Genomic DNA, 18,931 nt, shown 5'->3' with positions numbered 1-18,931 from the left:
CTGGTCCCCCCTTCCGGATCAGCCCGATTCGCCGCCGTCGGCGACCTCGAGGCCGCGGGACGGTCGGTACAGCACGAACACCGGCCGCCCGGCGACGACCTCGAGGTCCGCCCGCCGCGGGCCGGGCACCGCGCGCGACTCGGGCTGCGGAGCGGAGGCGATCTCCGACGGCACCACCACGGCGTCCTCGGCGTGCCGTTCCCAGGACCGGTCGGCCACCGGCGAGGTGTCCACCAGCCGGCTGGACCCGGCCGGGGGCAGTGCGGCCACCGGGCCGCCGTAGCCGCGCCGGGGTGTCACCGGGGGCAGCGCGGGAGCGCCGTCCGGCCGGTCCCCCGCCGCGGCCGGTAGCTCGCCGGCCACCGGGGCGCGGTCCAACCGGTACGCGGCGCCGGTGGCCGGGTTGCCCGCCTCGGGCCGGACCCGGCGACGGCCGCGCTGCGGCACCACCACCTCGTCGTAGTCCGGGTCGCCGGCGCGCACCTGCTCCCAGAACTCGTCCTGCGGCGTGGGTCCGGTCGGCCGGCGGCGGAACCGGGCGAACAGGCCCGGCGAGGAGGGCAGCGCGCCGCCAACCGTGCCCACGGACAGCTCGACCATCTGCCACATCCGCCGCACCGGCTTGCCGACCAGGAAGAACACCACGGTGACCAAGGTGGCCAGCAGCATCTGGGTGAGCAGCGGCAGGCCGCGGGCCGGGTTGAACAGCCAGGTCAGCATCAGCGTGTGCAGGCCGGCGAGCGCGGCGATCACCACCACGTTGAGCAGCGCGGCGCCGGCCGCCCGGCCCACGTTGCGCAGCACGTCGTGGTAGATCAGCGCGACCAGGCCGATGATCGGGCCGGCCAGGATGAGCACCCGCAGCAGCACCTGGGCGAGCAGGATGCCGGCCTTGGCCAGCAACTGGAACAGGCCGTAGGCGAGCCCCTGGAACAGGGCCAGGAAACCGTCCCCGGTGCGGCTGCCCTCGGTGCCCTTGAAGTAGCCGCTGGCGCTGCCCAGCTTGGTGGCGATGTCCTTGTACTGCTGCTTCTTCGCGTCCGGCGAGCCGGCGTCCGCCCCGGAGGCCACCTCCTGCTTGGTCCACGCCTGCGCGCGCACCAGGTCGCGGCCGTACTGCTGGGCCTGCGGCGCGTCCGGCGAGCCGAACTCGCCGCGCAGCCAGTTCCGGTACACCACGTTGTCGTGCAGCACGGTGGGCAGCGCGTTCCGCTCGTCCACCCCGACCTGCTTGAGGAACCCGGCCTGCACCTGGGAGGTGCCGGTGATCAGGATCTCGTCCAGCACGTGGGTGTAGAGCAGCGGGGTGAGGTAGGTGGCCGCGGCTAGCCACATGCCGGCCAGCGCCCACATGCCCCGCCTGCTGATCGTGGCCAGGTCGCCCTTCCAGATGTGCCGGAACACGATCACCGCGAGCAGCAGCGCGAACAGCCCGAACCACGGCGCGTAGACGCTGTTGTAGAGCGCCACCGTGCCGGTCATCACCAGGTCGTCCAGCGGTTTGACCAGGTCCCCGGACAGCAGCGCGTAGTGCAGCGAGCTGGTCGCGCCGACGATGTTCTTGCCGACGTTGAACAGCTCGTTGCCGGCCCAGGTGTCGATCGTGGCGTTCGGGTCGGTGACGCCCTTGGACAGCACGCAGCTGTCGTCGTAGACGTGCCAGACCAGGCCGGCGTAGCCGACCTCGTCGTACACGCTGCCCGGCTCGCCGTGGTCCATCGCCGGCGGGTCGATCGCGCCGACCATGCCGGCGCCCGGCCGCTCAGGGTTGGGCGCGTCGGCGCAGTCGAACGCCATCGCCGGGATGCCGACCAGCGCCTGCGCGCCCAGCAGCCCGGCGACGATGAGCAGCACCGTCCCGCGCCGACGTGATCGTTCCCGCGGAGGCGCCAGAAAACCCAGCCGGCGTGATCGTTCTCGCGAAGGCGCCGGGGAGCTCGGCCGCGCGGGGCGGTCACGGGTGCGCCACCAGCGCAGCAGCGCCGGCAGCGAGGGACCTCCTAACGGGCCGCGCAGCAGCCGCCAGGTGCTCAGCAGCACGGCGCGGGCGCGGCCACCTGATGCGGGGCCGCCCATCAGCGCTCTTCCCCGCTCGGGCGACCACCGCCGCCCGTGCCGTCCGGGTCTGGCCGGCGGGGGCCGTGTGCGCCGACCAGCTCGTCGGTCAGCCCGGCCTCCAGCTCGGCGAAGTCCTCCCGCAGCTCGTCGTCAACCTCCTCCTCCGGCAGTGCGTCGTAGTCGGCCGCGTGGTTGCCGGAGCCCCGCTCGGCGGGGGCGGCGCTGGGCAACTGCGGCTTGTCCGGAGCGGCCAGCTCGCCCCGGGGCTGACCGGCGCCGTCGCGCAGCGCGTCCGGGGTGGTGTCCAGGGCGGCCCGCAGGTGCTCCAGGTGCGGCCCACTGAAGTCGATCCGGATGCGTTCCACGCCGCCGTTGCCGTCGCCGAAGATGAACTGGCGGGGTGCCCGGTCCCGCTCGGTGGTGCCGCGGTCGCCGCCCGGCCGCCGGCCGAGGCTGGCGATCACCTGCTCGTACCCGGCGCCGATCGGGACCTTGAGCAGCCGCAGCGCGTCCTCCTGGGCCTGCTCGTCGTCCAGCCGGCCGACGAACACCGAGTCGAGCAGCGCGACGAACCCCTGGATCTTCAGGAAGTCGGCGGGGATCTGCGAGGACAGCAGCACCCGCACGTTCCATTTCCGGGAGTCGCGGGCGAACCGGTTCATCAGTACCCGGCCGGTGGGCACCTCGGAGAGGAAGAACGCCTCGTCGATCCACACGCCCTTGCGCAGGTCCCTGGGCTTCTCGTAGATCGACCGCTGGGTGAGCCACGCCGCCAGGTTGAGCATCTCCACGCCGAGCGCCTCGGCATCGGTCCAGTGCTCGCGGCCCACGTTGTCCTTGGGCAGGGTCAGCCCAGCCATGGTGAGCACGGTGAGCCGGTCATCGCGCTGCTCGGAGTACGGGTCGGCGTCGCGTTCCGGGATGAGCAGGCTCATCCGCTCGCGCATCTCGTCCAGGAAGTCGGCGACCACGACGGCGTGCTCGTGATGCTCGCTGGCGTCCCGGCGCAGCGCGTCGAACACCTGGGCGGGGCTGGCGTCCGGCCGGCCGCCGACCGCGCGCACCGCGCGCAGCAGCACGATCCGGGTCTGCGGCATCCGGGACACCTCGTAGGGCAGCAGCCCGGTCAGCACGTCCAGCACCAGCCGGCGGCGGGTGGCCGCGGCGAGCGCCCGCTCCCGGCGCCAGGCGCGTTCCGGGTCCTCCTCGTCCATGAAGTGTTCGAGCCGCGGCTCGGCCACCACCCGGTACGGGTTGAGGATGCCGGGCTGGGCGTTGAGCAGGTTGATCGGCCGCGCGTACGGCCGCAGCTCGGGCAGGTCGCACAGCTTGGCCAGCGGGCCGGACGGGTCGAGCAGCGTCCAGTACGCGCCAGCGCGCAGCGTCTTGTAGACCACGCCGCCGCCGAGGAACGACTTGCCGCCGCCGAGGCCGGCGACCATCGCGGTGAGGCCGGAGGCGTCCCGCACCTCCTGGGCCATCCACGGGTCCCAGGCCACCGGGCGGCGGGTCGCGGTGCAGGTCTCGCCGAGCAGGATGCCGCGCCGGTCGCCCACCTCGGCGGTGGCCGTGGGCACCGCGGACGCCGCCCACACCACCGACCCTCGGCGCATGTAGGCGCTGGAGGCCAGCGGCTCGCCCGGGATGAACTCCCGGGCCAGCGCGTACTGCGCCTCCGGATGCTCGATGGCCACCTTGGGTTTGTAGAGGTCCAGCAGTTGCTGAGAGAGCCGCAACGCGTCCCGCTCGCTCGGCCCGGACACCGCCAGCCGCCACCAGGACCGCACCCGGGTGGCCAGCGCGGTGAAACCGGAGGTCATCTCGTCGTCGATCTCCAGCACCCGGGCGGCCTGCCGGGCCAGCGACTGCGGCGGCTCCAGCTCGTGCTCCTCGGTGTAATGGCGCACCTGGGAGCGAACCTTGTTCATCTGCCGCTGCAGTTCGCCGGAGACCTCCTCGGGCCGGCGCACGTAGATCCGCGCGGACCACTCCACCGAGGCGGGCAGCCGGTCCGAGCGCTGCACCCACGGGTCGTCCACCTCGGGAATCTGCAGCCCGTGCATGAGCCCGACGGTGAGCACGCAGACGTGCCGCTTGATCCCGGCGTTGGACCCGGTGCGGCCGCGCACGGTGACGGTGGGCGCGTACGGCTCCTGGTGGAAGTCGGCGGCGTCGGTGAAGCTGGCCAGGTCCTCCGGCTCCCACGCGGCGCCGGGCACCGCGGGCAGGTTGCGCGGCGCGGGCAGGCCCAGCGAGCAGGACCGGTGCATCAGCCAGGACATCTCCTCGGCGGTGGCCGGCCGACCCTCCAGCCCGGCCGAGCCGATCACCTGGTCCAGGTGCTCCACCTCGCTGTCCAGCGCGACCAGCTCGGCGTCCACCGCCTCGGGCAGGATCCTGCGCAGCACCGGAGCGGCCCGCTCCACGGCGAGGTCGACCATGTTCCGGGTCTGCACCTGGACGCCGAGGTAGACCTCCTTCTCGGCCATCGACCGGCCCATCAACTGGTGCTGCTCGCCGACCATGTAGTCGTCGAAGGACAGCGTGCCCGGCGTGTCCGGCAGCCGGTTGATCGCGTTGTGCACATGCGCCTCGGCCCACATCCGGATCGGGTACGGCCGCGCGGTCACCCGCAGGTGCAGCCAGCGTCCCTGCAGTTCGGCGTACTGGCCGGCGATCGCGGCGATCAGGTCCTGGCGCTGCGAGTCGGAGCGGAACGACCAGCGCTGCGGGGCCAGCCGGTACCAGGCGTACACGTCCTGGCCGGTGCGCAGCAGGTGGCCGTCGATGCTGCGGGCCGCGATGGACGGCGTGTAGCTGGGGATGGCCTGTTCGCCGGGCAGCCGCCGGCCGCGACGGCGGTGGGCCTGTCCGGCCGAGGCGTCGGGAGCGGCGTGCTGTGCCACGTGGTACGGCTGCCGCTCACGGCTTCGCCGGCGTCCGAACACGGCCAACCTCCTTGGACTCAAACACGGGTACGAGCCTGGCTCGAGCGGCGACGCCGCGGCGTGCGGGCCGGTGGCGCGTTCCTGGGGCGCGGACGGTTGCGGGACACCCGCAACCGGGCCGCGGTGACCGCACCACCCCGGCCGGAGGTCTTCTCCCGGGGCGCCGTCAGCTCCCGCAGCCACATCACCGCGACCGACCCGAGCGGTCGCTCGTGGCTGATCCGCGAGCAGATCAGCCGGGTGAGCACGATCGTGATGACGACGGCCCACGCGGTGTTGAAGAAGTTGAACCCGAACCCGATCCGCCGCTCCACGGTCATGGTCAGCAGGAAGATCGCGATGCCAACGCCCCAGGCGACGTACCGGGCCCGCCACGGGAAGGTCGCCTTGGGCGGCCCGAGCCAGACGGCGTCGACTCGGTAGACCTCGTCGTCGGTGCGGATGCGCACGCGATCACCCGCTGAACAGGCCGGCGAGCCAGGTGCCGATGTTCACGCCGGCACCGGTGACGGCAAGACCGATGAGCCCGAGCGCGACGAACACGCCGATCACCCGCCGCATGACCCCGGCGTTGTCGCCCTTCCCACCGCCGAGCCACAGCAGCAGCAGGGCCACGGTCAGCAGCAGCAGCGGCACCAGGTTGTCCAGGATCCAGCCCCGGATCCCGTTGGTGCCCAGGCCGTTCGCCGCGAGTGTGTTCAGGGCCATCGCGATCATCTCGTACTCCTGAGTGCGAGGAGCGTTCCGGGCCGGCGCGGGGCGGGGAGGCCCGCTCCGGTTGGCGCTATCGAGTAGAACATGCCTTCATCACGAGGTGTAGTGGTCGAAGCGCCGTACGTACCATCGGCTGTCGTCTTCTCCGCGAGTCTGCGCGCCCAGTACGTCGTGGAGCCGCCGCGGCCTGACACGGTCATCGACGATCCCCTCGACCGCGACTGCACCGAACCCGGTCACGGCCATCATCGCGGCGCCGCGTGCATCCGTGAACCGGAGACGCGGAATTCTCCCGATCGCCCGAGTGTTTCACCCGCCCGCGAGCCCGCCGGTCACGCTCAGTACGAGCGCTGATCGTCCTCCAGATCGACACCGCACCCATCGTGACCCGCTCGGCCTCACTCCAGCCGACTGGACTGACACCCTGCGCACCCGCTGGGCGATCCGCCGCGCGCAACCGGGCGAGATCAGGTTACCGGCCGCGTCACGCGCCGAGGTAGTGGGTTGCGGCACATGGGCGGCATTGATCACAGTGCCTCACTCGGCCGTTCGCGTCATTCAGCGACCCTGTGCGGTTCACATGCCCCGCCACCACACCGGCCGAGGCGCCGCGGGCATGCTCCGGCGCCGGACGGCGGCGCGCCGGCCGCCGAATGCACACCGCGCACCCACCCGTCAGGCCCCGTATACCGGATCGGCGTCGGAACGCAACCGTTCCGTTGCGTGCTAGGGTCGCGGGCCGTGACCGAAGTGCCCGACGAGAACGGCAAGGGGAAGCGCAAGCCGGCCGGGGCCGCGGTGCTCCAGGAGAGTGTGACCTCGGCGATCCTCCGCGCGGCGTTCGCCGAACTGGCCGAGACCGGGTATGCGCGGATGTCGATGGACGCGGTGGCCAAGCGCGCCAGGGTGGGCAAGGCCGCGATCTACCGCCGCTGGACATCCAAGCAGGACATGGTGGTGGCGCTGAGCGCACAGGTCGGCGTGCCGCTGGCGGAGATCGCCGACACCGGGTCGCTGCGCGGTGACCTGCTCGCCTACCTGCGTGCCACGTCGAAGCTGCTGCGGCACCCGCTGGCTTCGCAGATCGTGCCGGACCTGCTGGCCGAGGGCGCCCGGGAACCGGTGCTGGCCCAGGTATTCGCGGACGTGGTGGAGCGGCCCCGCCGGGAAAGGGCCACCGAACTGCTGCAGCGCGCGGTGGAACGCGGCGAGTTGCCGCCGGACATGGACACCGACCTGGCGCTCGACCTGCTGTTCGGCCCGCTCTACTGGCGGCTGATGGTCAGCAGGGAACGGATGCCGCCCGGCTACGTGGACCGGCTCGCGGACACCCTGCTCGCCGCGCTGGTCGCGCTACCGTCGGTGGCAGCGCATGCGTGAGACCCACTCCCTGGGCGCGCCCTGACGCGGCCGGCCCTCGGCCACCCGCACGAGTTCCGCGCAGCGCGGGCAGCGCCGCGGCGGCACCCGCACGTCCACGCAGACGAACCGGGGCCGCACGGGGATCACCACGGCCTGGCCGCACAGCGCCGTGGTGCGCAGCTCGACACCGACCTCCGGCTCGCCGTCCACGGCGTGCTGCTCGGTGGTGTGCGCGGGCCGCACCCACCACACGTTCCGCCAATCCATATCCCGTCCAGCCCCCTTCCCCGGAATTCCCCGGGACGAAAGCAGACAAGAGGGAGTATTCGCCCGCCGCGCCGGTTCCGCTGGGCCGCCCATGTCACTCGATCGGCAGAACCACCGATTCCGTGGTATGGCGCCACTTCGAGCCCGCTCCGCCACCCGCGGACCGGCCGCGGCGCCGTGGCGGCACGCCGTAACGTCAGCCGGCTGCGACGCGCGTCCGGACCGGTCCTAGCGTGCCGGCGTGCCGCCGGAGCTCTGGGTCGACGTGGTGGCGGGCGTCGGTGTCTCGGCGGTGGTCGGTGTCTGCACGGTCGGCCCCGGGCTGGTCGTGGCCGGGCCCGGGCTTCCGGTCGGTGACGATGCCGGCGGCTGCGCCGGCAGCGACCCCGGCATCGGCTCCGCGTTGTTCTCGTCCAGCACCTGGGTGATCTCGCATCGCACCGGTCCCGCCGGCAACGCCTTGGCGGACTCGGAGACGTACGACGGCCCGAGGCTGACGTTCTGGGCGCGGTTCTGCCCAGGTGGCACGCCGTAGACGGTCTCCGTGGGTTCCGCGTACCGGTCGCCAGTCGTGCCGAAGAGGAGCCTGAAGCGGTAGTTGTGCGTGACGTTCGAATCCTCGTTGCGCACGAAGATCCTGGCGCGCAGGGCGAACTCGTTGTTGGCGCGGTCCACCAGGCAGTCGGTGATCTGCCAGGAGGCGCGGCCCCGGCTCGCCGCGGGACCACTCGGCGCCGGTGTGCCCGGTGACGGCGGCATCGTGGTGGGCGCGTCCTCGGCGCCGACCGTCCCGATCGGACGGATGAATGCCGCGGCGGCACCGGGCTCGACCAGCACGAAGTCGTTCACCACGGTGGTGCTCTGCTGGATCACCGTGACTGATTGTGCGGAGAAGCCCGGCCACGCCGCACCGCGGTAGCTGCCCTGCCCGGAGGTGGGCGGTGGGGTGAGCGGGTTGCCGCAGTTGCACTTGGTCACCGGCACGCCGCGGCCGTCCACCAGCACGGCGGTGCCGGCCTGCACCACCGCCGCCTCCGTGGTGACCCGGCCGTTGTCGAAGCCGTGGTTGGTCACCGCGGTGTCGGTGCGCAGCAGCACCGGCGTGAGACCGTCCACGTAACCGGGGATCTGCGCCGGAGAGATGCCGAGCACCCCCGCCCACGCGGCCGCCTTCTCCGGGTTGGCCCGCAGGAACGCCACCAGGGCGTGCGGGTCACAGCGGGCGTTGTTGCGGCTGCCGCCGTACAGGCCTGGTGTGTTGCCGGTCAGCCTTCCGCGGGCCTGTGGCGGCCTGGTGAGGACGGGTTGGTCGGTGCCGACCGGCGGGGTGAACGGCGGGACACCGCTGGTCGCCGCCGGTTCGAGCTGGTAGCTGGCGGCCGGCGGGGCGGGCGGTTGGGACGCGCACGCCGCGGCGGCCAGCGCGATCACCAACCCTGCCAGCATGGTTCTCGGTGGGCGGGGTCGGCGGTCGAACGTCGAGCACATGATCGGCTCCCCCTGTGCGTCGGTGACTCGACGGGTCCACAACCGACCATCGCATCCGGCCGTCCGGCGTCCTGAAGGGTCGTCCGCGCCCACCACCCGGGGACGAAGGTCCGTGCCGTGGCGAAGCGGACCGCGGGGCGTGCACCTGCGCACGCTCCGCGGCCGCACAGGATTTTCGGCGACGATCGACGCCCGGCCACCCTTCGCGCCGCCGGCCGACGCGGTTATGGCAACAGTTCCAGCGCCGGCACGTGCTTGGGGCGTACCACCGTGAAGTGCCGACGATCGAGGGTCGCCACGCGGGAGATGCCCAGCCGTTCGGCGACCGTGATCACCGAAGCGTCAACCGCGCCCAGCGGCAAGTCAGCATAGGTCTTCACCAACTGTGCCATCCGCCAGATCACGCGGCACCAGGCTGACCAACTCCAGCTCCCGGCGACCAAGCGGCACCACCGCCCGTGTGATCGGTATCGTGTCGGGGCGATGGCCCGGAAGCAGGCAGACCAAGATCAGGCCGTCAGCAGGCCGTGGAACGGCGGGCGGCGGCGAGAACAGCGGAGAACTGTCGAGACGTGTTTTCGCTGGTAGATGCCCCAGGGCGCGGCCAGCGCCGCAGGTGGGAAAAGGAGCGGCGGACGAGTCGACATGTAAGCCGGATTCTGTGCCCGGGTGCCTTGCGGCGGCCCGGGCGGCGACCATCCATCTCGGCCTACCGTTGCCGGCAGGCTCAAGCGGCCTACCCGCAGGCATCGGACGGGCCGTCCTCGAACGCCTGCGCAGGCGCCGCAGCGCCCTCTTGGCCTTGCTCCGGGTGGGGTTTACCGAGCCACCCCGGTCACCCGGGGTGCTGGTGGTCTCTTACACCACCGTTTCACCCTTACCTGGTGCGCTCGCGCGCCCAGGCGGTCTGTTTTCTGTGGCACTGTCCCGCGGGTCGCCCCGGGTTGCCGTTAGCAACCACCCTGCCCTGTGGAGTCCGGACTTTCCTCGACAGCGGGGGTCCCGCTGACGCGGCCGCCCGTCGACTCGTCCGCCACCCCTAGTGTACGGAGGATCATGGCCGGCTATTCCAGGTGGCAGGTGTCGTTGACGAGCCGGACCGAGGCGTGGCCGTCCGGGTAGAACTCCACGACGGACAGCGAGATCAGGTCCAGGTGCATCCGGTAGAGCACGGACGGCCCGGCGTCCAGCGCCATCCACAGCAGCGTCTTGATCGGGGTGACGTGGCTGACCACGACCAGGGTGGCGCCGCCGTGCTTGGCGATCAGCGTGTCCCTGGCCCGCCGCACCCGCCGGTGCACCTCCGCGAAGCTCTCCCCGCCCGGCGGCGGTACCGCGGGGTCGGCCAGCCACCGCCGGTGCAGGTCCGGGTCGCGGGCCGCGGCCTCGGCGAAGGTCAGCCCCTCCCAGGCGCCGAAGTCGACCTCGGTGAACCCGTCCTCGAGCACGATCTCGGCGCCGGTGGCCGCGGCCACCTCGTCGGCGGTCTGCCTGGCCCGCCGCAGCGGCGAGGACACGATGGTGACGATGTCGTCCATCGCGGCGAGCCGCCGTGCGGCCGCCCCGGCCTGGCGCATGCCCAGGTCGGTGAGCGGCACGTCGCCGCGGCCGGAATACCGGCGCTGGGCGGAGTGCTCGGTCTGCGCGTGCCGCAGCAGGAGCAGCCGGGTGGGGGTGCCGGTGGCGCCGGACCACGCGGCGGGCGGCGCGGTCTGCGCGGCCTCGGCGGCGTTGTCCTCGGGGATCCCGATCAGCGCGGCCTGGCTCGGCCCGCCGGCGTCACGTTCCGGGTCTTTCTCTGGCGGCGGCGCGGTGTGCTCCTCCAGCGTGGGCGGGGCGCCCCTGGCCTGGGCGTCCATGGCGTCGTTGGCCAACTGGTCCGCCCGGCGGTTCCGCTCGCGGGGCACCCACCGGTAGGTCACCCTGGCGAACGAGGCCGCCAGTTCGCGGGCCTGGCGGGCCAGCGGCTGCAGGTGCGGCTGCTTGACCTTCCACCGGCCGGACATCTGCTCGACCACGAGCTTGGAGTCCATCCGCACGTCGACGGACTCGGCGCCCAGTTCGGCAGCGGCGCGCAGGCCCGCGATCAGCCCCTGGTACTCGGCCACGTTGTTGGTGGTCCGGCCGAGGCCGCCGATCCGTTCGGCGAGCACCTCGCCGGTGCCGGCGTCCACGACCACGGCCCCGAACCCGGCCGGTCCGGGATTGCCCCGTGAGCCGCCGTCCGCCTCGACGACCACCCGGAGGGTCACAGGCCCGACTCCCCGGTCCGAACGAGGATGGCGCCGCACTCGTCACACCGCACCACCTCGTCCGCCGGCGCGTTCTTCACCTTGACCAGCGCGTGGCGGTCCAGTTCCAGCCGGCACGCCTCGCAGCGCCGGGACCGCAGCAGGGCGGCGCCGATGCCCCGCTGCGCGCGCACCCGCTCGTAGAGGGCGAGCAGGTCGGCCGGGAACTGCTTGACCATCGCCTCGCGCTCCGCGGTGCGCTTCGACTCGGTGGCCTCCAGGTCGGCCAGGGCCTCGTCACGCCGCCGGGACGCGTCCGCCAGCGCCTCCTCCGCCTTGCTGGCCTGGGCGCGGGCGTGCTGGCGGTCCATGTCGAGTGCCTCGCGCCGCTCCATCAACTCCAGCAGGTCGTCCTCCAGCGCGCTCTGCCGGCGCTGCAGAGTGCCCAGCTCGTGCTGCAGGTCGGAGAGTTGCTTGGCGGCCACCGACCCGGAGTCGAGCATCTTGCGGTCCCGGTCCTCCCTGGCCCGCACCTGCTCGATCTCCGTTTCCTGCCGGCTGATGTCCCGGTCCAGGTCGCCGAGCGTGGTTTCCACCGCGACCAGCGCGTCCCGTCTGGCCTGCAGGGTGCGCTCGGCCTCGGTGACCTCGGTCAGCTCGGGCAGCGTCCTGCGACGGTGCCCGACGCGCGCCAACTCGGCGTCGACCTGGGCAAGGTCGAGCAACCGGCGCTGCACGGTGGGGTCGGCTTTCACTCGGTGGCCCTCCCGGAGGCGGTGGTCGTCGCGGACGCCCGCAGGGTCCACGGGTCGGTACGAAGGGTGGAGACGGAGACCTCGACCGTACCCCCGAACGCGGCGCGGACCACGCCGGCCGCCTGCTCGCACCACGGCCACTCACTGGCCCAGTGCGCCACGTCCACCAGGGCCGGCACCTGGTTGCCCGGCACGTCGGCGCGCGCCAAGTGCTCGCTGGCCGGGTGGTGCCGGAGGTCGGCGGTGAGGTAGGCGTCCACGCCGGCCCGCACGGCGGCGTCCAGCGCCGAGTCGCCGGCGCCGCCGCACACCGCGACGGTCCGGATCGCCCGGTCGGCGTCGCCGGCCGCGCGCACGCCCCACTCGGTGGCCGGCAGCGCGGCCGCCACCCGCCGGACGAAGTCGGCGAACGGCTCGGACGCGGGCAGCCGGCCGATCCGGCCGAGCCCCTGGCCGGGCTCCTCGGTGCGCGCCACCAGCGGGCCGAGCACGTCCAGCCCCAGGACCGCGGCCAGCGCGTCGGACACCCCGGGGTTGGCCGAGTCGGCGTTGGTGTGCGCGCAGAACAGCGCGGCTCCGGCGCGGACCAGGCGGTGCACCAGCCGCCCCTTGGCGGTGTCCGCGGGCACCCCGTGCACGCCGCGCAGAAGCAGCGGGTGGTGCGCGACGATCAACTGCGCGCCGAGGTCCAGCGCCTCGGTGACGGTGGCGTCGACCGGGTCGACGCAGACCAGCACCCGCCGCACCGGCTCGACCGGGTCGCCGCAGACCAGGCCGACCGCGTCCCAGGACTCGGCAAGCTCCGGCGGGTAGGCCCGCTCCAGCGCGCCGACCACGTCACCGACGGTGACAGTCAAGCGACCTCCTCGCTGCTGGTTCCGGCCAGTACCGCGCGCATCGCCGCGATCAGCATGGCGGACGTCTCGGGTGGACGGACGGCGACACGCAGGTGGTCCGCGGTCAGCCCGGGAAACGTGTCGCCTCGGCGCACCGCGATGCCACGCTCCCGGAGTGCGGCCCGCAGCCGCGCGCCGCCGGGCACCCGGAGCAGCAGGAACGGCGCGGCGGCCGGCCGGTGCACGGTCACCCCGGGAACGCCGAGCAGCGCGGCGGTCATCGCCTGCCGGTGCTCGGCGGCCTCGGTGGCGGCCCGCTCGGCCTCGGCGACCGCGGCCGGTTCGCTGCACGCGCGCACCGCCTCCAGGGTGAGCGTGCTCACCGGCCACTGTGGACGGTGGCGGGCCAGCGCGGCGAGGAGTTCGGGCGCGCCCAGCGCGTAGCCGGCGCGCAGCCCCGACAGCCCCCAGGTCTTGGTCAGGCTGCGCAGCACGATCAGCCCGGGCACGTCCGCCGCCCCGGCCAGCGACTCCGGCTCGCCGGGCACGGCGTCGGCGAACGCCTCGTCCACCACGAGCACCCGGCCGGGCCGGGCCAGCCGGCGGATCGCGTCGGCGGGATGCAGCACCGAGGTCGGGTTGGTCGGGTTGCCCAGGACGACCAGGTCGGCGGCCTCCGGGACCAGTTCGGGCCGGAGCGCGTAGCCGTCCTCGGCGGTGAGTTGGACACGGTGTATCGGCACGCCGGCGTCGGCCAGCGCCACGTCCGGCTCGGTGAACGAGGGGTGCACGACGGCGGCCAGCGTGGGGCGGAGCACCGGCAGCAGCGCGAACCCCTCCGCGGCGCCCCCCAGCACCAGCACGTCCTCGGGCCGGCGACCGTGCCGCTCGGCGACGGCGTGGCGGGCCGCGGCGTCCTCGGCGGCCGACGGGTAACCGCCCAGCCGGTCCAGCGCGGCGGCCAGCCGGTCGCGCAGCCAGGACGGCGGCCGGGTCAGGCGCACGTTCACCGCGAAGTCCAGCAGCCCCGGCGCGGCGTCCACGTCTCCGTGGTGGCGCAGCAGCGCGCGCTCGTCGTTCCCGTCCCGGCCGGCCATCGCAGGCGAGTCTAGGCAGCGTCGCGGCCCACGGTGACCTTGGGCGCGTGCGGTGGCAGGGGTGCCGGCGGACGACCTACCCTGGCCCGCCGTGCACGTCTGCTTCGTCTGCACCGGAAACATCTGCCGCTCGCCGATGGCCGCCTCGGTGTTCGAGGAAAACCTGCGCCGTTCCGGACTCGGCGACCGCGTGCGGGTGAGCAGCGCCGGCGTCGGGTCGTGGCACGTCGGAGAGCCGGCGGACGACCGGGCGGCGAAGGTGCTCGCCGACCACGGCTACCCGGTGGACCACACGGCCGCCCAGGTGAGCCCGGACCACCTGGACGCCGACCTGCTGGTCGCGCTGGACTCGGGACACCTGCGCTCGCTGCGGCGGGTGGTGGGCGACCCGGACCGGGTGCGGCTGCTCCGCTCGTTCGACCCGGACGCCACCGGGGACCTCGATGTGCCCGACCCCTACTACGGCGGCGACCACGGGTTCACCGACGTGCTGGAGATGATCGAGGCGGCGGTTCCCGGCCTGCTGGACTGGGTGCGGGAACGGCTGTGACCGCGGCGCACGAGCAGGCGGTTGCCGTCGCCGCCCGGCTGACCGGCGCGCCCGCCACCAACGCCCGCCCGCTCGGCGGGGTGGTCTACGCGGTGGACCTGGACGGCGGCGATCGGGTGGTGGCCAAGCGGCATCCCGAGCCCAGCGCCGCGGCCGCCGAGACCGCCTCGCTGTCCTGGCTCGCCGATGCGGACGCGGTGCCGGTGCCCGCCGTGTTCGGGCACGACGGGCCCTGGCTGGTCACCGCGTACGTGGCCGGCGGACGACCCGGTCCCACGGCGGCGGAGCGGCTGGGCCGAGAACTGGCCGCGCTGCACGCCGCCGGCGCGGACGCGTTCGGCGCCGCTCCCCCGGGCGGCCCGGCCGACGCGTGGATCGGCCTGGCGCCGATGCGCAACGAGCCGGGGCCGGCGTGGCCGGAGTGGTACGCCGAGTACCGGGTCCGGCCCTACCTGCGCCGCGCGGTGGACGAGGGAACCCTGCACCGGGGCGACGCCGAGGTGATCGAGCGGGTGTGCGCGCGGATCGGAGAGCTGGCCGGTCCGGCCGAGCCGCCCGCCCGGCTGCACGGCGACCTGTGGAACGGCAATGTGCACTGGGCGGCGGACGGCCGGGCGTGGCTGATGGACCCGGCCGCCCATGGCGGGCACCGGGAGACCGATCTGGCCATGCTGCGGCTGTTCGGTTGCCCACATCTGGATCGGGTGCTCGCGGCTTACCAGGAGGCCGCACCGCTGGCCGACGGCTGGCACGCCCGCGTTCCGCTGCACCAACTCTTCCCGCTGCTGGTACACACCGTGCTGTTCGGCGGCGGGTACGGCGCCCAGGCGGTGGCCGCCGCGCGGGAAACCCTTGCCGCGGGCTGAATCAAGACGGCCGCGGCGCATCGGCACAGCCCTTGCCGCGGGCTGACTCAGGACGGCCGCGGCGGCCCGGCGCAGCGCTGGGCGCAGGCGGCCGGGGCCGGGGCTCGGCTTTGGGCTGACCGCCCTGTCTCGCCGGTCACGCATTACCGTGGTGGCGTGCGGTTCCGGTTCTTGCTGCGGCCCGGGTGGCTGGCGCTGACGTTGGCGGTGCTGCTGTTCGCCGCCGCCTGCTACACGATCCTCGCGCCGTGGCAGTTCCGCAGGAACGCCGAGCGGGTGGCGCAGAACGCGGCGGTGTCCTCGTCGTTGCGGACCGCGCCGGTACCGCTGGACCGGCTGGTCAGCGGGTCGGGCGAGCCGGCGGCGGTGGAGTGGCGGCCGGTGACCATGACCGGCCACTACCTGCCGTCCGGCGAGGCGCTGGCCCGGCTGCGCACGGTGCAGGGCGAGCCGGCGTACGAGGTGCTCACCCCGTTCCAGCTCCAGCGCGGCGGGGTGGTGCTGCTCGACCGCGGCTACGTGCGCCCGGTCGGCGACGTGAGCATCCCGGCGTTCGCCGCCCCGCCCGGCGGCGAGGTGACCGTGAGCGCCCGGGTGCGCCAGGACGAACCGGACAACCGGCCGGCGTTCGACCGGGACGGCCACCGGCAGGTGTACGCGGTGAACTCGGCGATCGTCGGCCAGGCCGCCGGGCTGGCCATCCGGCCGGGATATTTCGAGTTGCTCGCCGACCAGCCCGGGGTGCTCAACCCGCTGCCGCTGCCGCAGCTCGACTCCGGCCCGTTCTTCTCCTACGCCCTGCAGTGGATCGCCTTCGGCACCATGGCGATCCTGGCGTGGATCTACTTCACCTGGCGCGAGCTGCAGCCCGGCGGCGTGCTCACCGAGCATCCGGCGCCGAGCCGGCGCAGGTCGGTGGCCGAGATGATCGCCGAGGAGGAGGCGGCCGAGCGCGCCGAGCGGCAGGCGGCGGACGAGGACGCGCGCGACCGGGACCGGGCCCACCAGCGCACGGGCTGACCGCTCAGCGGCGGGCCCGCCGCCGGCCGAAGACCAGCGCGAGCAGCGCGGCGATGGCCGCGGCCACCGTGCCGACCACCCGGGACAGCTCCACCGCGCGGGTCACGTGGCCGGCATCCGGCATCCGGCCGACGCCGAGCACTGGCCGGTCCTCCACGCCGTACGGGTAGACGGTCCGGCCGCCGAGCCGCACCTCCAGCGCGCCGGCGAACGCCGCCTCCACCTGGCCCGCGTTCGGGCTGGGGTGCGCGGCGGCGTCCCGCCGGAACGCCCGCCACGCCTCCGCCGCCGACCCGCCGACCACCGGGGCGCACCCGGCGGTGATCAGCGCGGCGACCCGGGACGGCACCAGGTTGGCCAGGTCGTCCAGGCGCGCGGCGGCCCAGCCGAACCGGCGGTAGCGGGCGGACCGGTGGCCGATCATCGCGTCCAGCGTGTTGACCGCGCGGTAGCCGAGTAAGCCGGGAATCCCGGCCACCGCACCCCACAGCAGCGGCGCCACCACCGCGTCCGAGGTGTTCTCCGCCACGGACTCCACCGCCGCCCTGGCCAGGCCGTTCGTGTCCAGGGAGTCCGGGTCGCGACCGCACAGGCCGGGCAGCCGCTCCCGCGCGGCGGCCAGATCGCCGGCGTCCAGCGCGCGGCCCACGGCGACGCCCTCGCCGGCCAGCGAGGTGCCGCCCAGCACCGCCCAGGTGGCCAGCGCGGTGGTCGCCGCCTCCAGCGCCGGGCCGCGCCGGCCGAACCGCTGCCCGGCCGCTCCGAGCAGCACCGCGGCACCGGTGAGCAGCGCGGTGTGCGCCGCGCCGGCCAGCCGGTCATCCCGGTACAGGGCCCGCTCCACCCGGCCGGCCAGCCGGCCGAACGCGGCGACCGGGTGCCCGCGCCGGGGGTCCCCCAGGGCACCGTCGGCGGCCATGCCGAGCAGCAGACCGATCGCGCGCGCCACGCCCACCCGCGAGATCCCCCTTCGCTATCGCCCGCTGGATCGAGGACCCTATCGGCTGGGTGTCACCCGATCGTGGGCGGCCCCGCGCCGAGCGCGCGGCCATAGTGTCGGTGGCCGTGGCTATCGTGGCGACTCGTGGAGTCCGAGCAGCAAGCCAGGGGCCGTGAGGGGGCGGCGGAGCGGCGGCTGCACCTGTACGCCTACCTCCAGCCGCGTGAGCATCACCGCACCTACCTGGAGATCATGCGGCTGTTCACAGCGACGCTGCTGGCCGACCTGTCCGCCGGTGAGGTGGCCAGCGCGCTGGCGGCCGCGGAGCGGGACGGGCGGATCGACGAGGGCGAGTCGCGGGTGGAGAACGTCATCGCCCGGCTCAAGCAGCTTGTCGAGTGGGGCAACCTGGTGCACGGCCGGCGCGAGGTGGTGGCCTCGAGCATCACCGAGTTCCAGCACGGCAGCGTGCGGTACCAGGTCAGCAAGCTTGCCGTGCGAGTGCAGCGGGACGTGGACGAGCTGCTGCGGGTGCCGGAGGGCGCCCGGGAGGTGTCCCGGGAGCTGCTGCCCGCGATCGAGCGGGGGCTGCGCCAGCTCGGCGTCACGCTGTCCGAGGCGGTGATGGCCGAGCGGCACGGGCCGGCCTCCGCGCGGCGGGCCACCGAGGCGCTGGCCGAGCAGGTCACCACGCTGTTCCTGCAGCACGCCGAGCTGGCCGCCACCGTCCGCGACTTCTACGCCTACCTCGGTCACGTGGTCACCCGGCACCACCTCGACCCGGACGAGATCGCCGGGTTCCGCAACCTGCTGGTCGAGTACATCCAGATGGTCGTGGAGGATGTGCTGCGGTACACCCCGGCGATCGGCGAGACGCTGGCCACGCTGGCCCGCAGCCGGAGCGAGCTGCTGCGGCTGCTCGGCGCGCCGGCGTTCACCGGCGAGTCGGCGGACGAGCGGGTCGAGCGGTCCCGGGGCCGGTCGGCGGCGGACTGGCAGGAGCTGACGGACTGGTTCGTGGACCGTCCGGGCCGGCCCAGCCAGGTCACGGCGCTGCGCGAGGCCACGGCGCGGGCCATCGGCGCGCTGCTGGCCAGTGTTAAGCGGGCCACGGCCGGCGGCGGTCCGCTGCCCGGCCGGCGGGCCGACCTGCTCAAGCTGGCCGGCTGGTTCGACGCGGCCACCCCGGCGCGGGCGCACCGGCTGTACGCGGCGGCGTTCGGCCTGTACTCGGCGCGGCACCTGCTGCCGGCTCCGGAGCACGACGCGGACGACGAGCACACCCCGTGGCGGGACGGCCCGGTGACGGACGTGACGGTGAGCGTGCGCAGCCGGGGTGACCGGGGCGCCCGCGGCCGCACCTCGCGGATCGTGGACGACCCGATCACCGAGCAGTCGCTGCTCGCCGAGGCCCGGCACGCGGACCGGCGGCGGGCGGAGGCGGTCGCCGAGCTTGCCTCGGCCGCGGGCCGGCTGGAGTCGGCCGTGCTGTCCCCGGACGCGCTCGGCGTGCTATGCGAGCTGCTCACCATGGCGATGGCGCAGCGGGAACGGGTGGAGGACGGCGGGGTGACCGCCGACCCGGTGCGTGGCCTGCGCGTGCTGATCGAGCACCGCGCCGGCCACACCACGCGGATCGCCTCCACCGGTGGGACGCTCACCCTGAACGACACGGTCGTGGCGGTGTCGGCGTCATGACCGCCGACGTACTCGCTCCCGCGGAGGCGGCATCATGACCGCCGACGTACTCGCTCCCGCGGAGGCGGCATCATGACCGCCGACGTACTCGCTCCCGCGGA

At 74.0% G+C, this 18,931-nt stretch carries 17 protein-coding genes and 1 other RNA gene; 5 read left to right on the top strand and 13 right to left on the bottom strand.

Going from position 1 to position 18,931, the window contains the following annotated elements; genetic code table 11:
• Positions 1–18 precede the first annotated feature (18 nt).
• The 4 genes from FFT21_RS23495 to FFT21_RS23480 are packed head-to-tail and all read right to left on the bottom strand — an operon-like array spanning position 19 to position 5,723.
• Entirely contained in the window at positions 19–2,076 is a 2,058-nt protein-coding gene (locus FFT21_RS23495) for a hypothetical protein (RefSeq protein ID WP_225978682.1), read from the bottom strand.
• Positions 2,076–5,006, bottom strand: a complete 2,931-nt coding sequence (locus tag FFT21_RS23490) for an ATP-binding protein (protein WP_137816101.1) — start codon at positions 5,004–5,006, stop codon at positions 2,076–2,078. The genes FFT21_RS23495 and FFT21_RS23490 overlap by 1 nt, the downstream gene beginning before the upstream one ends.
• A gap of 17 nt (positions 5,007–5,023) precedes the next feature.
• Complete coding sequence (locus FFT21_RS23485) at positions 5,024–5,455, bottom strand: hypothetical protein (protein WP_192909709.1); 432 nt, start codon at positions 5,453–5,455, stop codon at positions 5,024–5,026.
• Between the two features lie 4 nt (positions 5,456–5,459).
• Positions 5,460–5,723, bottom strand: a complete 264-nt coding sequence (locus tag FFT21_RS23480) for a hypothetical protein (RefSeq protein WP_137816100.1) — start codon at positions 5,721–5,723, stop codon at positions 5,460–5,462.
• A gap of 738 nt (positions 5,724–6,461) precedes the next feature.
• Here FFT21_RS23480 and FFT21_RS23475 point away from each other — a divergent pair.
• Positions 6,462–7,100, top strand: a complete 639-nt coding sequence (locus tag FFT21_RS23475; RefSeq protein ID WP_225978681.1) for a TetR/AcrR family transcriptional regulator — start codon at positions 6,462–6,464, stop codon at positions 7,098–7,100.
• On the opposite strand, the gene FFT21_RS23470 is transcribed toward FFT21_RS23475, so the two are convergent.
• The 8 genes from FFT21_RS23470 to cobC all read right to left on the bottom strand — a co-directional run bounded on the left by FFT21_RS23470 (position 7,074) and on the right by cobC (position 13,756).
• Entirely contained in the window at positions 7,074–7,325 is a 252-nt protein-coding gene (locus FFT21_RS23470; protein WP_137816098.1) for a hypothetical protein, read from the bottom strand. The genes FFT21_RS23475 and FFT21_RS23470 overlap by 27 nt on opposite strands.
• 252 nt (positions 7,326–7,577) lie before the next feature.
• Positions 7,578–8,795 carry a DUF6777 domain-containing protein gene (locus tag FFT21_RS23465; protein WP_137816097.1) on the bottom strand — a complete coding sequence of 406 codons (1,218 nt, stop codon included), beginning with the start codon at positions 8,793–8,795 and terminating at the stop codon, positions 7,578–7,580.
• A 266-nt stretch (positions 8,796–9,061) separates the two neighbouring features.
• The gene (locus FFT21_RS23460; RefSeq protein WP_225978680.1) at positions 9,062–9,241 is read right to left on the bottom strand and encodes a PIN domain-containing protein; all 180 of its coding nucleotides are present in this window, start codon (positions 9,239–9,241) and stop codon (positions 9,062–9,064) included.
• Between the two features lie 228 nt (positions 9,242–9,469).
• Positions 9,470–9,866, bottom strand: an RNA gene (gene rnpB, locus FFT21_RS23455) — RNase P RNA component class A.
• 35 nt (positions 9,867–9,901) lie between these two features.
• Positions 9,902–11,077, bottom strand: a complete 1,176-nt coding sequence (locus tag FFT21_RS23450; RefSeq protein WP_137816115.1) for a bifunctional RNase H/acid phosphatase — start codon at positions 11,075–11,077, stop codon at positions 9,902–9,904.
• 8 nt (positions 11,078–11,085) lie between these two features.
• Entirely contained in the window at positions 11,086–11,823 is a 738-nt protein-coding gene (locus FFT21_RS23445; RefSeq protein WP_137816096.1) for a zinc ribbon domain-containing protein, read from the bottom strand.
• Positions 11,820–12,680, bottom strand: a complete 861-nt coding sequence (locus FFT21_RS23440; protein ID WP_137816095.1) for a Nif3-like dinuclear metal center hexameric protein — start codon at positions 12,678–12,680, stop codon at positions 11,820–11,822. Before FFT21_RS23440 ends, FFT21_RS23445 begins: the two co-directional genes overlap by 4 nt.
• Positions 12,677–13,756: an Rv2231c family histidinol phosphate aminotransferase CobC gene (cobC, locus tag FFT21_RS23435; protein WP_137816094.1), complete on the bottom strand. Its 1,080-nt coding sequence runs from the start codon at positions 13,754–13,756 to the stop codon at positions 12,677–12,679. The genes FFT21_RS23440 and cobC overlap by 4 nt, the downstream gene beginning before the upstream one ends.
• Before the next feature lie 91 nt (positions 13,757–13,847).
• On the opposite strand from cobC, the gene FFT21_RS23430 reads away from it, so the two are divergent.
• From FFT21_RS23430 to FFT21_RS23420, 3 genes are all read left to right on the top strand, one after another.
• Positions 13,848–14,306: a low molecular weight protein-tyrosine-phosphatase gene (locus FFT21_RS23430; RefSeq protein ID WP_137816093.1), complete on the top strand. Its 459-nt coding sequence runs from the start codon at positions 13,848–13,850 to the stop codon at positions 14,304–14,306.
• Positions 14,303–15,172, top strand: coding sequence for a fructosamine kinase family protein (locus tag FFT21_RS23425; RefSeq protein ID WP_137816092.1), 870 nt, complete (start codon positions 14,303–14,305; stop codon positions 15,170–15,172). Before FFT21_RS23430 ends, FFT21_RS23425 begins: the two co-directional genes overlap by 4 nt.
• Positions 15,173–15,328: 156 nt before the next feature.
• Entirely contained in the window at positions 15,329–16,192 is an 864-nt protein-coding gene (locus FFT21_RS23420) for an SURF1 family cytochrome oxidase biogenesis protein (RefSeq protein WP_137816091.1), read from the top strand.
• A gap of 4 nt (positions 16,193–16,196) precedes the next feature.
• On the opposite strand, the gene FFT21_RS23415 is transcribed toward FFT21_RS23420, so the two are convergent.
• Positions 16,197–17,147 carry a cobalamin biosynthesis protein gene (locus FFT21_RS23415; RefSeq protein ID WP_137816090.1) on the bottom strand — a complete coding sequence of 317 codons (951 nt, stop codon included), beginning with the start codon at positions 17,145–17,147 and terminating at the stop codon, positions 16,197–16,199.
• A gap of 129 nt (positions 17,148–17,276) precedes the next feature.
• Between FFT21_RS23415 and FFT21_RS23410 the strand changes: the two genes are divergently transcribed.
• On the top strand, positions 17,277–18,830 hold the full coding sequence (locus tag FFT21_RS23410) for a DUF2397 domain-containing protein (protein ID WP_137816089.1): 1,554 nt from the start codon (positions 17,277–17,279) through the stop codon (positions 18,828–18,830).
• The last annotated feature ends 101 nt before the right edge of the window (positions 18,831–18,931 follow it).

The sequence above is a fragment of the Gandjariella thermophila genome, from assembly GCF_005405885.1.
In the GTDB taxonomy this organism is placed as follows: domain Bacteria; phylum Actinomycetota; class Actinomycetes; order Mycobacteriales; family Pseudonocardiaceae; genus Gandjariella; species Gandjariella thermophila.
Note: the sequence above shows the minus strand (reverse complement) of the source record. Positions and strands in the feature narration are given on the sequence as shown.

Coding starts and splice junctions, on each gene's coding strand:
- FFT21_RS23495 (WP_225978682.1), bottom strand. CDS start 2,076: ATGGGCGGCCCCGCATCAGGTGGCCGCGCCCGCGCCGTGCTGCTGAGC.
- FFT21_RS23480 (WP_137816100.1), bottom strand. CDS start 5,723: ATGATCGCGATGGCCCTGAACACACTCGCGGCGAACGGCCTGGGCACC.
- FFT21_RS23465 (WP_137816097.1), bottom strand. CDS start 8,795: ATGCTGGCAGGGTTGGTGATCGCGCTGGCCGCCGCGGCGTGCGCGTCC.
- cobC (WP_137816094.1), bottom strand. CDS start 13,756: ATGGCCGGCCGGGACGGGAACGACGAGCGCGCGCTGCTGCGCCACCAC.